Source organism: Snodgrassella sp. ESL0253 (assembly GCF_013344965.1).
Taxonomy (GTDB): Bacteria; Pseudomonadota; Gammaproteobacteria; order Burkholderiales; family Neisseriaceae; genus Snodgrassella; species Snodgrassella alvi_B.
Map to the genome: position 1 here is coordinate 227,754 of NZ_JAAEDQ010000001.1, position 14,818 is coordinate 242,571.

Here is a 14,818-nt window from a genome sequence, read left to right on the forward strand (position 1 = left end):
ATATTGAAGCATTCACTGCTTTGAATTGGCATTTATTGCCAACTTATTATTTTTACAGCAGTATTGGTTTATTCTACTGTGTAGATTCAGGTTTTTATACGCTATAAATAAAGCCATTAACACACAGGCTCCTGAATGTTCAGGAGCCTGTGTGTTAATGGCATAAGCCTTGATTACAATGTTAACGGTATCGGAATTACATAAAACCGTATATCAGGATAGCAATTACCGCCACAGGGATAACAATCCGGCACAAGAACTTCCAGCCAGCAAATATTGCCGGGCTTAAATTCAGTTCCTGCCGAATGGTTTCCTGCTTCATCAGCCAGCCTGCAAAAATAATGGTACCCAGACCGGTTAACGGCAGCATAAGTTTACTGGTGATGTAATCCAGAAAATCAAAAATATTTTTTCCAAATATGGTGACATCCTGCCATGCATTAAAGGACAACAGACAGGCAATACCCAATGCCCAGATAACCACACTGCTTGCTAATGTAGCTGATTTACGGCCTAAGTGAGTTTTCTCTTCCAGCAGTTCTACTGTTGGTTCCAGTAATGAAATAGAGGAAGTGAGTGCAGCAAAGGTAAGGAAGATAAAGAACAGTACACCGATGATGGTACCGCCAGCCATATTACCAAAAGCAATCGGCAAGGTAACGAAAATCAGGCCGGGGCCTTCCGCCGGTTGCAGGCCGTTGGCAAATACCAATGGAAAAATAGCCATACCGGATAATACGGCCACGATTACGTCCAGAATCACAACGGTACGGGCGGTGGAAATCAGATTAACATCTTTGCCCAGATAGGAGCCATAGGCCATCATGATGCCCATACCCAGAGACAGACTGAAAAATGCATGTCCCAATGCCGCCAATACTGCTTTACCGGTAATGGCAGACCAGTCTGGGGTAAACAGGAACGCAAATGCCTTGCCAAATGATGGGCCACTGACAACGCCAGCATAAATCACCAGTCCAATCAGCAAAACACCCAGCCCCGGCATCATGATTTTGCATGAGCGCTCCAAGCCAGCACCTACACCCATGGCTACAATCAAGCCAGTAGCCAACATAAACACGGTATGCCAAGTAAGCAGATGGTTTACACTGCCAAGAAACTGCTCAAAAACCTGGCTGGTGCCATCACCATGCAGACCTTTAAAAGTACCATTGGCGGCAAGGAAAATATAGTCAGTAGCCCAGCCACCAATCACGCTGTAAAAAGACAAAATCAGGAAGGAACCAAGTACACCGATAATGCCTACCCAGCGCCATGATTTAGACCGCCCTTCAGCAACAGCCACATCTTCCATGGTGTGAATCGGATTTTTCTGTCCACGACGGCCAATCAGCCATTCGGCTACCAGAATCGGCAAGCCAATCACGAACATACAAATCAGATAGGTGAGCACAAAGGCAGAACCACCCATCTGGCCGGCCATATAGGGAAATTTCCAGATATTGCCCAAACCTACTGCTGAACCTGCTGCGGCGAGCATAAAACCCATCCGCGAGCTCCATTGTGAATGCGATTTTTTCTTTGTTCCGCCACTCATAACTGCCCCTTACATCCTAATTCAAGATTCAATAGAAAACTCAACATTTAACTCAATAATGTAAAATTAATTGGTAATCATGCCATGAATCGCTTTTTTGGACAAGAAATGATTGCTTATGTGCTATCTTTCCGGCTATCAACCGGATAATTTAGACATTATGTCCAAATTATCCGGTTGGTGTATTCAATTAATTCAACATCTGTTAAGGCAGATGATAATTTATGATTACAGTAAGCGATGTTGTAGTGCCGGTAATTTGGTGCGTACCGATTGCAGGAATTCTGCATCCAGCTCAGCACAAATAACGCCCTCGCCTTCCGGTAATGAGGCGATTACTTCACCCCACGGATTAATAATCAGGCTGTGGCCATAGGTACGGCGGCCATTCTGGTGCTGCCCGCCTTGTGCTGAAGCCAGTACATAACACTGATTTTCAATTGCTCTGGCTGTTAATAATGTATGCCAGTGTGCCTTACCGGTGGTATAGGTAAAGGCTGCCGGTAAAACCAGTACATCAAATGGGAGCTGGGCACGGAAGAATTCAGGAAAACGCAAATCGTAACAAATACCCTGCGCCACAGCGATATTATCAACTTTCAGCTCCGGTACATCCATGCCGCGCAATATGGTATCGGCTTCGGCATAGTATTCATTGGCACCGCTGTAACCAAACAAGTGCATTTTGTGATAGAAACCAAGCAGCTCACCGGCACGCCCATACACCAGCATGGTATTAAGCACCTTGGTTTTATCGGTACTTTGTAAGGGTATGGTGCCACCAAACAATACAATACCCAATTCAGCCGCCAGTGTTTTTAAGGCAGTTTGCAGTGGCCCATCGCCAAATGTTTCTGCTACAGCTACTTTGTCGGTATCGTCTTTACCCATAATTGGCCAGTATTCAGGTAATACCACCCATTCAGCCCCTGCTGCGGCAGCCTGCCGCACTAATCGCTGCATAGACTGGATATTTTCGGCAATGTCAGTACCCGAAACCATTTGTACAATGCCAACGTTGATATTCTTCATGTATTGCTCCTTAAATACTCAAAAACTGATGCCATAACTGTAGCAGTAGGATTATTTATAGCCTTAACTGGATTGATACGCAAATAAATCAATATTTATTGTGATAATGCAGGTAGTTGCGGTGATGGTAAAGCATTTGTTGTAGAAATGTTATTCCGATTTCCAATAACATATTAATATTAATTAATAAATTTATACTTATATAAATTTATTTTGACTTTAATATAAGGCTATTACTAGAATTATCATGAAATTAAACAGAGGTTAATACTTAGCTGCTTTAACAGTATAAGAGAGGAATAGACAGTAATACAAACCAGACTACTACTTTTAAAAATATGACCTGAATAGCTGATGATTCAGCTATATAAATAATTACAGCAGAATTAAATATCAATTTTTTCGGATTTACTCAGGAACAATCATAATGTATCTACAAAGCTTCACGATTAAAAATTTCCGCAAGTTCGGGGAACATGACAATGAAGTCATGTTTGCTGATTCTGTGTAAATCAAATTGTACCTACACTCTAAAATAGCATTGCCTCAAAGTAAAAAATTATTTTAATTATTTAGCATAAAATTGTGTATATTTTAGGTGGTAACTACACATATTATAGCTGACATAAATAAGTAAAAAATGTTCTAAAAATTATAAAATATAATTGCAAATAATTTATATTGTTTGATTATTAAGGAGGAGCTATTTTTAAGAATAATTGCTGAAACTTTCTCCATCGAACGATGTCTACATCTTTAACAAAAGCCAATAATCCTGAAAGATGATTATATAATCCATAAGGTGTATCAAATTTTTCATGTTTTGCTACCTCCAACAGAGTATACTTGTTAATAGCGTATAAAAGACGTTCAATTCTCTTATATGTTTCTTTCGGAATCCGTGGGACAGCTCCATCAACGAGTAATCCTAATACAAGCTTTCTTGCTCCGGGACCGGCGATCCTAGTTTTCTTAGCATTCTCATAAAAATCGTTTTTTCGGATAGCTTTAATTATCGCTTTGTGTATATCTGTAATAATTTTTCCTCTAGGAAGACTAGAAAGTGAGGAAAATGTAATATCATCAGCATACCTTGTATAAATCAGTCCATATTTATCGGCTAACTCAGTGAGAGAATTATCTAATTTAAATGCAGCCAAATTACTTAACATTGGGCTACTCGGTGCACCTTGTGGTAATACCCCGATTAGCCCACTGTGATCAGTGTAAAATTTATAATTTGACATGTAGCATAAATTTCTACTTTTATAATTTAGTAGTTTGAAAAAATCTTTAGGTAATGCAGTTGTTGTACATATTCTAGCTAATTCAAAAGCTAAAAGTGGACGATACCCATTATCTTTGAAAATATTATATATATCAATTTCATCTATAGAGTAAAAAAAATCTTTTAAATCATATTGAAATAACCAACGAGCTCCACAATGAGATAAAGCACAAGCATGTATTCCACCTTTAGAATGAAACGCAAAAGATGCATGATGAGGAGTAATTTTTTGCAAAATTTCAGTATTAATAAATTGTTGAACTTTAAATAATTCTTTAGAAACCCGATGAATATGTCGTCGTCCGCCAGATCTCTTTTTTATAGTAAATATTCGATAGTTAGCCATCTCACGATAACGCATTACTGTTTTTCTTAATAACAAATAATTAACATTAGTGATTTTTGACAAATGGCGTAAGGTAAAAATTACCGGAAGCTGCCTACGTTGCAAAGATATTGCGTAGTTTGTAAGTTCTTGAGAGGATCTGTTACCTAATATAGGTATTGATTCCTGAAGAAGATGGTGTGCTGACCAAGTTTCCATTCACTTTCCCTTTTGAGGTCCCTATAGGGAACCATTAGTATCAAGTTCCACCTAAGGCTGCGAGGTAAGCGTTGGGACTTGATAGTAAAGGGCAGCATAACTGCCCTAACGTCAGATCTTTCCAGAGATGCCTATCCGGTATCCCCATCTATATCACTTAAAGCTTCAATAGATTCTGTTGATATCTGTGATATCAACGGCTGAACAGTTTATTGCTCAACACACCATGAACTAGGAATATACATACTATAGTCCCATAATTGCAAGCTAATATTTTTTGATGATTGATGAAAAATATCTAAACCTCTTGGAGTCAACCGACGAGAACCTGATGTTACTAAATTTGTATCAATTGCATGTTGAAGTAATTTTTTAGCATACCTTGAATCAACACCAAGTCTTTGAGCAATACTATCAACATTTCGAACTCCCTTTTTAATTAATAATAAAAGATCTAAAATTTCGTTACTAATCTTAGTATTTTTTTTAACTTGATCCTTGGGTATTTCTAATAAATCCATGAGCCAAGAAGGTATAGCCCGACCAGGCATAAGAGCTTTCCATTTCTTTTTCTTATCAACAAACCATATTAATCCGGGAATATTATTTGGTACACTATGGTAAAAAATAATATTTGAAAAGATTTTTCCATATCCTAAACGAGCCCAAGCTGGAATTTTAGTTTGATTTTTACATAATTCTATTAGTTGATAGTAATTTTCCCCCCAACGTTTTTGATATAAGGTTTGTTGGTAAACTGTATTGCTTATAAATTCAATTTTTGAAGATTTTCTAAATTTACGCTTGCCATGATCCGACCCCCTAATTTTTGTAATAATATTTTTTTCAGATTCTTGCGGACGAGCAAAACTAATCACATAAATTTTAATCCAACCTAAACTCCACCAACTCAAAAATGTTGGATGATTTAACATTGCATTAATAAAATCAGAGACTCGATCTCCACTTCCTATTGCATCATCAATTAAAATATAATTACGAACACGATTTTTCTTTAATTTTAATAGTGAAGGATGATCTAGCAATTTATTTTCATTAGCACGAGTTAAATTCGAAATTAGAGAATATACAAGATCTTCACTACCTAAAGATTTACCAGGGCGAATAATAGGTTCTCCATCTTGACCCCACCAATAAACAGGTGGTGATTCCTCAGCCTTATCGTTATTCTTATCCTGTTTTAATTTCCTCACTGAATATAAAGCGAAAGCACTTGCGCTATCTATTATTTCTGAAATAGCTTGCTCAAGCCATGTCGCATAAACATCACGTGAAACAAATTGTAAACGACTTAACAAAAGTTTGGCTAGGTGTCTTTGGTCCTCTGAAAATTGAGATAACCATTCTTCTATTTCAGCTGAATTATCTATCTTTTCTGGAGATAAGCTTTGTAAAAATAATGTTTTTTTGGTCATAGTAAATCATGCTTAGTTTTCATAAGTATTATCTATGATTTGAAGATTGAATTTTCAATAAAGATTTTATAACTTTACCATACCAATTCATATATCTATTTGTATGCTTGAAAGGTTTATTCTCAATTTAATATCTACTTAGTTTTTCTGTAAACACCCCATTAGTACACAACATTCGTAAAGAATTTCGCAGCATATTTTAGTATTCTATATTTGATAAGCTTACGGTTTCAGCTTTCTGTTCCTTTAGGAATTGAATATCGGATATTTACATATTACAGTATTTATTTCGCCACCTAATAAAGCTGAATCGTTTATACCATATTATCGGAAATGCTTCTTAACTGGAATATCGGCATCTGTTTCCTTAAAAATAGATATGATTTAATGCTCCGTTATTTTTCATATTTAAACCCTCTTTCAGTTAATAAAAGAATTTTCTACGTGGTAATTACAGTAATGGTTAACTCAATAAAATAAATTATTGGTACCAAATACCAGTTGCTAAAAAAATTCTGGATATTGTGCTTAATTGAAAAGCTGATATCCAGAATCATTCTTTAAACTAATCAAATACTTTACGACAGGCGTTGCTGACATTGCTGGCAGATACCGGTAAGTACGATATGTTCATCATTGAGCATAAAGCCGTTATCGGCCGCGCGCTGGCGCAATGCTGCCCATTCGGAACTCAGGCTTTGTTCATCTACGGCGCCACACTGGTTGCACACCAGTACAAAATCGCTGTGATGTATGTTGTCTTGCTGACAATGGCTGTCACATTCATGCTGAACATGACGGCAAAGAATATAGCCGTTAACCGCCGGTATTTTATGCAATACGCCCTGCTCTGCCCAGAAATCCAGTGCCCGATAGGCGGTGGGCGGGGCAACGGTATTGCTGCTGTGCTGTTGCATATGTGCCAGTACCTGATAGGCTTTAATCACGCCGTCCATGTTTAATACAATATCCAGTACCTGAGCACGTAGCTGGGTAACGGTAACGCCCTGCTCTGCGCACTGTGCCATGATACGTGCTTTATCTTCGGCTTTGGATTGCCATGCTGTATTGCTAGTCATGCCTGCCAGCCTTATGCCAGATCGCGGGTAACGCTCAGGCCGGCAAAGGTTTGTGATACTGGCATGATTTCGATGTGGTTGACATTCATATGGGCAGGAGTTTGATAGAGCCATAACACGGTGTTGGCGATATCTGCCGGTTGCAGATAGCTGATATTTTCATACACGGCCGCGGCCTGTTTGTCGTCGCCGCGAAAGCGTACATTGGAAAATTCGGTATCACCACACAGGCCGGGAGCAATATTGGTAACGCGAATACGAGTGCCGGCCAGATCAGTACGCAAATTCAGGCTAAACTGGCGTACAAAGGCTTTGGTTGCACCATAAACATTGCCTCCTTTATACGGCCATGCGCCGGCAGTGGAGCCCAGATTGATGATATAACCGGCATTTTTGGCTATCATGCGCGGCAGTATCTGCCGTGTTACATAGGTTAAGCCAAGGATATTGGTGTGTATCATGGTTTCCCAGTCGGCATAGTTTGCTTCCTGAGCTGGCTCCATGCCCAGCGCCAGCCCGGCATTATTCACCAGTAAATCAATATCAGCCCAGGTGCCTTGCAGGGAAGCCAATGCGCTATCGACGCTGCTTTTATCGGCCACATCCATTTGTAACGGTAAAAAGGCTGTGCCCAGCTCGGCCTGTAAATGGTGCAGCTTATCCAGCCGCCGTGCTGCGCCGATAACTTTATAGCCGGCATGAACCAGTACCCGACACATTTCTGCACCAAAACCGGCAGAAGCGCCTGTAATCAATATTGCCATATCAGCATCCTTCCCTGTTATTCGTTCCAGACTGTATTTGTCTTTCAAGTGCTAATGTTAGCACGTTCCGGTATATTTCAAAGTAAATAGCTGGCTCAATCAGCCAGATAATAAAAACCCCGTTAACGCTAACGGGGTGGTTAATTACAGGCCTGTGCTTACAGAGACTGCTGCATGGCCCATGAGCGCAGTGCGCGGGCATCACTAACCCGGGTGGTGGAGCTGGGGGAATTCAGCAGGACAATGGTTACCGGCTGATTCTGTACGCTGGTCAGCAAAACCATGGAGCGGCCTGCTTCGCGGATATAACCGGTTTTTTGCAGGGCAATTGGCCATGCGCCTTCGCGTATCAGCGCATTGGAATTGTGGTACTGCTCTATGCGGCCATTGCTGGTGTATACCGCCCCAGAATTATCGGTTGAGAACTGTCGGATAAGCGGATACTGGCTGGCGCCGCGTACCAGTAAAGCCAGATCGCGTGCTGTGGCCTGATTGCGCGGATCCAGCCCGGTTGGCTCGTAAAAGCGTGCATTGGTCATACCCAGCTCGGCCACCTTGTGGTTCATGGCTTCTACAAATGCCGGCATACCCCCCGGATACGTACGTGCCAATGCATGGATTGCCCGGTTTTCACTACTCATTAAGCCGATATGCAACAGTTCACGCCGGGTCATTACGGTGCCAACCGACAGGCGGCTGGTTGAGTTTTTCAGCCGGTCAATTTCCGCATCGGTGATGGTAATGAGCTCATTCATATTCTGGTTGGCATCCAGCACTACCATTGCTGAAACCAGCTTGGAAATGGATGCAATAGAACGTACCTGATTGATGTTTTTCTGGTACAGGATTTCGCCGGTTTGATTGTTCATAATCAGTGCGGATTGCGAGCTTAATAAAGGGCCGGCAATCTGGGCACGGGTTTCCAGATTGGCATCTGGGTGATTGGTGATAAATGAGCTGAGGGTATCAGGCTGACTATCCACCTGCTTTTGTTCGATAAATTTACCGAGGACGTCCAAATCGTTAGCAAAAGTGGGTACTGCAAAAAACAGGGTACTACTTAACAGGCTTACCCACTGCCAGCGACGCAGACAAGATAAACGTGACATGATAACTTCCTTTTTGCCCTTGATTCAGGGTAATTTAATTCTCAATTAAGATGCTCATACTGAACGTGAGAGAGGAACAGATTGTTCTGTTACCTGTGATTAATAGAAGTTTCAGCGTCCAAATATTCAATACAAAAATCTGATTATATTGCCAATTATAAGACAATTTTAATCGCAGCCGAAACTTTCGTCAGTTGTTTAGGTAGATAAAAGCTGTTTATAAACGATATTTTAACTAGATTTTCATTGCTACACCGATTGCTGCAACGGCTAAAACTACATTAGCATTCAGTTTGATATCGGACTAATAACACTATATACTTATTTTTTGGCTGATTTCGGCTATGGTGGTTAACTCTGTATCCGGTCAGGCTCTCTCTATATAAGCTCTATTTTCTTGATGAAATCCTGTTTATGAGTAAAGAAATTCGTTATTGTTCGTTTTGCGGGAAACCTGAAAACGATGTTAAAAATTTGATTGAGGGTGAAAACGCATTAATCTGTAATGAGTGCGTGGATACATGCAATGACATGCTACATAATCCGGGTAGTTCTTCTGAAGAAAAAGCCGCGTCGGCAGCTACTGCTTCTGCCGGCTCAGATGCTGGTACCAGTCAGGATAAACTGCCTACGCCGGCAGAAATTGTTGCCAATCTTGATCAATATGTGATCGGACAGGAAACGGCAAAAAAATCGCTGGCTGTGGCGGTATACAATCATTACAAGCGCTTGCGTCTGGGCAAGGAAGAAGGTCAGGTAGAGCTGTCCAAATCCAATATTCTGCTGATTGGGCCTACTGGCTCAGGCAAAACGCTGCTGGCTCAGACTCTGGCACGCAAACTGGATGTGCCGTTTGTAATGGCTGATGCCACTACTCTCACTGAAGCAGGTTATGTAGGTGAGGATGTGGAACAGATTATCACTAAATTATTGGGCAAATGTGATTTTGATGTACAGAAAGCGCAAAGAGGCATTGTGTACATTGATGAAATCGATAAGATTTCCCGCAAGAGCGATAATCCTTCGATTACGCGCGATGTTTCGGGTGAAGGTGTGCAACAGGCTTTGCTGAAACTAGTAGAAGGTACTGTTGCTTCTGTACCGCCTCAGGGTGGTCGTAAGCATCCTAATCAGGAATTTATTAATGTAGATACCACTAATATTCTGTTTATCTGTGGTGGCGCCTTTGCCGGCCTGGAAAAAGTTATCCGCCAGCGTACTGAAAAGGGTGGTATTGGTTTTGGTGCAGCGGTACACAGTAAAGATGAAAATACCAATATAAGCGAGCTGTTTCAAACGGTAGAACCGGAAGACCTGATTAAATTCGGTTTGATTCCTGAGCTGATTGGCCGTCTGCCGGTAATTGCCACGCTGACGGAGCTGGATGAAGATGCTTTGATTAATATTCTTACTGAACCTAAAAATGCATTAATCAAGCAGTTTCAGGCGCTGTTTGCAATGGAAGGTGTGGAGCTACAGGTGCAGCCCTCGGCATTACGCGCTATTGCCAAGCTGGCTATGGCACGCAAAACCGGAGCGCGTGGCTTGCGCTCAATTGTGGAAAAAGCCTTGCTGAATACTATGTATGCCTTGCCTGATTTAACTGATGTGAAAAAAGTTGTGGTTAATCAGGATGTGATTGAAAAAGGTGCAGAACCGGAATGGTTACTGGCTGATGGCAGTGCCTATAAAGGTTAAAGCGATAAGCTGAAATTTTGTGTAGGTATGAATAAAAAACCGCCTGAAATTTTAAAATTCGGGCGGTTTTTTTATTTGTTTGGGTAAATCAGGCTTGCAGCAGACGCATGCAGCATAAAGTGCCAGCCTCTAAGCTAATCATGCTGGATTGGTGTATTTCTTTATCTAATAGCTTTTTCAGGCCAGAACAGAGAGCTATGGATATTACAGGTATCGGCCAAACCACAAGACCTTGCCGATAATCTGCACATCATCGCTTTCGCTATCCAGCCGAATTTCAAAACTCGGGTAGGCATCGTTGGCAGAAATCACATTGACTACATTACCCGGCATAAGCTGTAGACGTTTTACCAGTAAATTGTCGTTGATGCGTAATACATATAAACCATCACGACGGATGTAATTCATTTGCTGTACCAGAATGGTATCCCCATCATTGAGCACACCTTCCATTGAATCGCCTTTAACCGAAATAACAGACAAGCCGCTAACTTCCGGGCTAATCATTGAATTAATCCAGTCTTTACGAAATGCCATGGTGAACATAGGCGTCTCATTGGTAACCAGACTACCATGTCCGGCCGCAGCCTCAATCGCGTACCGCGGTACATAAACAAAATCATCGGCATTAACCGGATTGCCCAGCGTATCATGTGCGGCCTGAGCAGGCTGTTCAGGAAAAGGCTCTCCTTCTCCGGTTAGCAGCCAGTCGATACTGCATCCTTTTAGTTCTTTGATACGCTTTAAGGTTTCCGCCTTAGGCAAACCGCCTTCATGCCAGATACGGCTGAATCCGGCCATAGTCATATCAATATCTGTGGCAATTTTGGATTGGCGCTCACCCGGCCATAGTGATGCTAGACGGTCTTTGAATGTTTGCATACACAAACTCCAGCAATTTATTAGAAATATCGTCAGTAAATTTATTTTATTATACTTCATTTTTGAAAAAATGAATAGTAATTAAATGTTTAAGAAATTTACCTCTTGAATATTTATTTTTTTCTAATTATTATAGTAAAAATTAAACAATTAATTAGATTTATCTAAATATAGAGTGGATTATGAAATTATTGAAGATATCTGGGTTGATGGTTTTACTATCGCTGCTGGGAAATTTTCATGCTGCACCAGCCAGTGCCACTACACCCTCAACTTTGATTGCTGAGGCTCTGGATTGTCATCATCTGGCACAATTAACCTATACTGAGATGAACTCAGCCCAGATACAAATAGCCAAAAGCTGTGACCAGCATGAAGCGGCGCAGGGCTGGCTCAATATATATGGAAAAATGAACCATACCGAGCTGGCAAGGGCAATGGTATATGAAGCTTCCTGAAACGGGGTATTACTCTTCTGCTGTGGCAACTTTATTTGCATCAATTTAATTGTTTTTTTGTGCACAGGCATACTGATATGGTTTTAAACCGAATGTGTAATATTGGAATAAAAGCCTGATTGATCGAAATAATAAATCAATCAGGCTTGTGGAGAGCCTGAATCAGCGTCTGGATATTCTTTGCGCCAAAAGTCAGGCATACTGCAATTAATCTGCTGCTCGATGTTCTAGCTGTGTCAGTAGTTGTTGATGGATACCACCGAAGCTGCCATTACTCATCACCAGAATATGATCGCCCTGTTGCGCCTCGCCAGTAATGGCAGCAATCAATGACTGCATATCCTGAAAAACCGCTACTTTATCCTGTAACGGACTCAGGGCAGCAGCGACATCCCAGTCAACACCACCAGCATAACAATACACTTTATCGGCTTCTGCCAGACTGGCTGGTAAGGCTGCTTTCATGGTACCTAGCTTCATGGTGTTGGAGCGTGGCTCAAGTACAGCCAGAATACGTGCATCACCTACTTTCTGGCGCAAACCGGCAATGGTGGTGGCAATGGCGGTAGGATGATGAGCAAAATCATCATAAACAGTAATATCATTGACGGTACCCTTGATTTCCATGCGCCGTTTGACATTTTCAAAGCGAGCCAGTGCAGCACATGACTGCTGTACGGAAACACCGGCATGGCGGGCGGCCGCAATAACGGCCAGCGCATTCATGCGGTTGTGCTGCCCTAATAGTTGCCATTCGATATGGCCTACTTTTTGGTGCTGGTACAACACATCAAAGCCACCTGTGTCAGAAACTTCGCCTACCTGCCAGTCCTTGCTCAAACCAAAACCTTCTACCTCAGACCAGCAGCCCTGTTGTAAAACCTCGGCCAGCGCAGCAGACTCTTCATTGACAACAATCAGGCCATCACCCGGGATGGTACGAATCAGATGGTGAAACTGAGTCTGGATTGCAGCAAGATTGGGAAAAATATCCGCATGGTCATATTCCAGATTGTTCAGAATTGCAGTACGGGGGCGATAATGTACAAATTTACTGCGTTTATCAAAAAAGGCTGTGTCGTATTCATCGGCCTCAATAACAAAAAACGGGCTGCATTCGGCTGTGCCTGTGGATTGTGCTGCTGGGGGTATTTGTGGCAAGCGGGCTGATACGGCAAAATTCTGCGGCACGCCGCCAATCAGAAACCCGGGTGCCAAGCCGGCATCTTCCAGTACCCATGCCAGCATGCTTGCCGTAGTGGTTTTGCCATGAGTACCGGCCACGGCCAGTACCCAGTGTTGTTGCAGTATATTTTCAGCCAGCCATTGCGGCCCGGAAGTATACGGCAGATTACGATTGAGAATGGCCTCAACTACAGGCATCCCGCGGCGGGCAACATTGCCAATTACATAGACATCGGCAGGATAGCTATCCAACTGTGCTGCCTCAAATCCTTCCACCACATCAATGCCCAAATCAGCTAGCTGGGTACTCATGGGCGGATACATTCTGGCATCACAACCGGTGACACGGTAGCCGGCCTGCTTGGCAATAGCGGCAATTCCTCCCATAAATGTTCCGCCGATACCGATGATGTGGATATGCTGCATTTTTCTGTCTCTATGCGGTAAAAAGCAGCATTATAGACTGTCCTTATGGTTACTACATGTATGTTTTTTATTTTCTGTAATTGTACGCCTGAGGAAGTGAATTTCACTGTGGGCAGGCAAGTTTTGTATGCAGGTTAATTGATTACTGTCACTATTTAATGATGGCATGCATTTGGTAATTAGAATTATCCATATTGTGAATAATTGCTGCCATAAAACTGATTACGCCAGATATCATTATCATGAATATCTGATGATGTAGCGCTCCAGGATATTTTTCAGATTACCTTTGTGCCATTTTGCTGCAATAATAAAGCTGGGTACTTTAATATGATATTTCTTTTGCTCAAATATAAATGTTATTTCCCCTCTGAAAATGCCTCTCTTAAAGCTTAAAGCAGAAATTTTAGTCATTGGGATAATGGTTATGGATTCGGTTAAATCTGCACTTAGCGATAAACCAATCAGAATCATTTTTTCTGCATTGAAATAAATAAGCAAATGCTTAATACATAATGTTGCCAGTCCGGAAAATAGTGCATATTGCCACGCTTTGGCATTAATCATGCCATAGATTATTGATGAGCTGTCAAAAGCTGGTAATTGATGCTGTTCAAAATAGGCTTTGATTTGTTCTAGTTTTAAGCCACTGTTCATATGAGTCTCCTGTGTTATTAAGTTTGTATTCTGGATAAATATTCTAATCATGTAGACATGACTTGTATAGCTGATAAGCGCTGAATCAAAAAATATAATTATCATATTGGTTGATATGATTAAGCACAGTATTAAAGTTTTGAGTAATGCGTTATTTATGCTGTATACATCTGGCTTTATGGTTTTATGATTATCTATGAATTGGGTGTGAATAGAACAGGTTTAGCATAAATTTTAATAGGATAAAAAGCTACCCGCTGTAGGTGTTGTGTATCAATGAGTATTGAGGATTTAGTTTATCCACAAAGAAAGATGATTTATGCCGCATTTTCCCTGTTCTTTCGCCAGCCCGGTTATTAACAGGCGTGATGTGCTGGGATAAATACACATTATTCATGCTATTACTGGGATGTTATTGCATATAAACTGTGGATAAGTAATTTAGATTATTGTTACTTATGAATTAAATTTAACTGATTAAATTTTAGGCAATAGCATGGAACAAGACTGGATTTCCTGCTTTCAGCAGGCTAATCAACCTATACATATGGGTATCCGGGGTGTATAAATGCCTGTAGCCAGCATTTGAATTCTCTGGCAATACCGGCTCGAACCAATTAAGTTTATAGGTGTGTAGCTTTGGCTTTGCTGCGGGAAAGTGAACAATAGCTGCCAAACAAAAGAAAAAGCTGCCTTGCATGC

General features: G+C 41.3%; 13 protein-coding genes. 2 read left to right on the forward strand and 11 right to left on the reverse strand.

All coding sequences use genetic code 11. The features are described 5' to 3' along the window. Positions 1-196: 196 nt before the first annotated feature. From GYX26_RS00950 to GYX26_RS00980, 7 genes are all read right to left on the reverse strand, one after another. Positions 197-1,558 (reverse strand): sodium-dependent transporter, encoded by a 1,362-nt coding sequence (locus GYX26_RS00950; RefSeq protein WP_100090096.1) that lies wholly within the window; start codon positions 1,556-1,558, stop codon positions 197-199. A gap of 228 nt (positions 1,559-1,786) precedes the next feature. Next, on the reverse strand, positions 1,787-2,590 hold the full coding sequence (locus GYX26_RS00955) for a carbon-nitrogen hydrolase family protein (protein WP_174827680.1): 804 nt from the start codon (positions 2,588-2,590) through the stop codon (positions 1,787-1,789). Between the two features lie 692 nt (positions 2,591-3,282). Further along, positions 3,283-4,422 (reverse strand): reverse transcriptase family protein, encoded by a 1,140-nt coding sequence (locus tag GYX26_RS00960; protein ID WP_174827681.1) that lies wholly within the window; start codon positions 4,420-4,422, stop codon positions 3,283-3,285. A 209-nt stretch (positions 4,423-4,631) separates the two neighbouring features. Further along, positions 4,632-5,858 carry a hypothetical protein gene (locus GYX26_RS00965; RefSeq protein WP_174827682.1) on the reverse strand — a complete coding sequence of 409 codons (1,227 nt, stop codon included), beginning with the start codon at positions 5,856-5,858 and terminating at the stop codon, positions 4,632-4,634. 578 nt (positions 5,859-6,436) lie between these two features. Further along, positions 6,437-6,937, reverse strand: coding sequence for a Fur family transcriptional regulator (locus GYX26_RS00970; protein ID WP_174827683.1), 501 nt, complete (start codon positions 6,935-6,937; stop codon positions 6,437-6,439). Between the two features lie 11 nt (positions 6,938-6,948). Further along, complete coding sequence (locus GYX26_RS00975; protein WP_100090091.1) at positions 6,949-7,701, reverse strand: SDR family oxidoreductase; 753 nt, start codon at positions 7,699-7,701, stop codon at positions 6,949-6,951. Positions 7,702-7,859: 158 nt separating this feature from the next. Further along, a complete protein-coding gene (locus tag GYX26_RS00980) occupies positions 7,860-8,810 on the reverse strand; it encodes a serine hydrolase (RefSeq protein WP_174827684.1) in 951 nt (316 codons plus the stop codon). 414 nt (positions 8,811-9,224) lie between these two features. Here GYX26_RS00980 and clpX point away from each other — a divergent pair, with 414 nt between their 5' ends. Further along, positions 9,225-10,508 (forward strand): ATP-dependent Clp protease ATP-binding subunit ClpX, encoded by a 1,284-nt coding sequence (clpX, locus tag GYX26_RS00985; protein WP_100090089.1) that lies wholly within the window; start codon positions 9,225-9,227, stop codon positions 10,506-10,508. 204 nt (positions 10,509-10,712) lie between these two features. On the opposite strand, the gene GYX26_RS00990 is transcribed toward clpX, so the two are convergent. Continuing rightward, positions 10,713-11,390: a helix-turn-helix transcriptional regulator gene (locus GYX26_RS00990; protein WP_100090088.1), complete on the reverse strand. Its 678-nt coding sequence runs from the start codon at positions 11,388-11,390 to the stop codon at positions 10,713-10,715. A gap of 182 nt (positions 11,391-11,572) precedes the next feature. Between GYX26_RS00990 and GYX26_RS00995 the strand changes: the two genes are divergently transcribed. Continuing rightward, positions 11,573-11,848, forward strand: a complete 276-nt coding sequence (locus GYX26_RS00995; RefSeq protein WP_174827685.1) for a hypothetical protein — start codon at positions 11,573-11,575, stop codon at positions 11,846-11,848. A 207-nt stretch (positions 11,849-12,055) separates the two neighbouring features. On the opposite strand, the gene mpl is transcribed toward GYX26_RS00995, so the two are convergent. From mpl to GYX26_RS01010, 3 genes are all read right to left on the reverse strand, one after another. After that, positions 12,056-13,459 carry a UDP-N-acetylmuramate:L-alanyl-gamma-D-glutamyl-meso-diaminopimelate ligase gene (gene mpl / locus GYX26_RS01000; RefSeq protein ID WP_174827686.1) on the reverse strand — a complete coding sequence of 468 codons (1,404 nt, stop codon included), beginning with the start codon at positions 13,457-13,459 and terminating at the stop codon, positions 12,056-12,058. Positions 13,460-13,699: 240 nt separating this feature from the next. Then, positions 13,700-14,167, reverse strand: coding sequence for a hypothetical protein (locus GYX26_RS01005; protein ID WP_174827687.1), 468 nt, complete (start codon positions 14,165-14,167; stop codon positions 13,700-13,702). A gap of 433 nt (positions 14,168-14,600) precedes the next feature. Continuing rightward, complete coding sequence (locus GYX26_RS01010) at positions 14,601-14,816, reverse strand: hypothetical protein (RefSeq protein WP_100114244.1); 216 nt, start codon at positions 14,814-14,816, stop codon at positions 14,601-14,603. Between the last annotated feature and the right edge of the window lie 2 nt (positions 14,817-14,818).

Bases quoted from the DNA above. Each gene is read 5' to 3' on its own strand.
- GYX26_RS00995 (WP_174827685.1), top strand. From the start codon at position 11,573: ATGAAATTATTGAAGATATCTGGGTTGATGGTTTTACTATCGCTGCTG.
- GYX26_RS00980 (WP_174827684.1), bottom strand. From the start codon at position 8,810: ATGTCACGTTTATCTTGTCTGCGTCGCTGGCAGTGGGTAAGCCTGTTA.
- GYX26_RS00990 (WP_100090088.1), bottom strand. From the start codon at position 11,390: ATGCAAACATTCAAAGACCGTCTAGCATCACTATGGCCGGGTGAGCGC.
- GYX26_RS00950 (WP_100090096.1), bottom strand. From the start codon at position 1,558: ATGAGTGGCGGAACAAAGAAAAAATCGCATTCACAATGGAGCTCGCGG.
- GYX26_RS00960 (WP_174827681.1), bottom strand. From the start codon at position 4,422: ATGGAAACTTGGTCAGCACACCATCTTCTTCAGGAATCAATACCTATA.
- GYX26_RS00970 (WP_174827683.1), bottom strand. From the start codon at position 6,937: ATGACTAGCAATACAGCATGGCAATCCAAAGCCGAAGATAAAGCACGT.
- clpX (WP_100090089.1), top strand. From the start codon at position 9,225: ATGAGTAAAGAAATTCGTTATTGTTCGTTTTGCGGGAAACCTGAAAAC.
- GYX26_RS00975 (WP_100090091.1), bottom strand. From the start codon at position 7,701: ATGGCAATATTGATTACAGGCGCTTCTGCCGGTTTTGGTGCAGAAATG.
- GYX26_RS01005 (WP_174827687.1), bottom strand. From the start codon at position 14,167: ATGATTAGAATATTTATCCAGAATACAAACTTAATAACACAGGAGACT.
- GYX26_RS00955 (WP_174827680.1), bottom strand. From the start codon at position 2,590: ATGAAGAATATCAACGTTGGCATTGTACAAATGGTTTCGGGTACTGAC.
- mpl (WP_174827686.1), bottom strand. From the start codon at position 13,459: ATGCAGCATATCCACATCATCGGTATCGGCGGAACATTTATGGGAGGA.
- GYX26_RS01010 (WP_100114244.1), bottom strand. From the start codon at position 14,816: ATGCAAGGCAGCTTTTTCTTTTGTTTGGCAGCTATTGTTCACTTTCCC.
- GYX26_RS00965 (WP_174827682.1), bottom strand. From the start codon at position 5,858: ATGACCAAAAAAACATTATTTTTACAAAGCTTATCTCCAGAAAAGATA.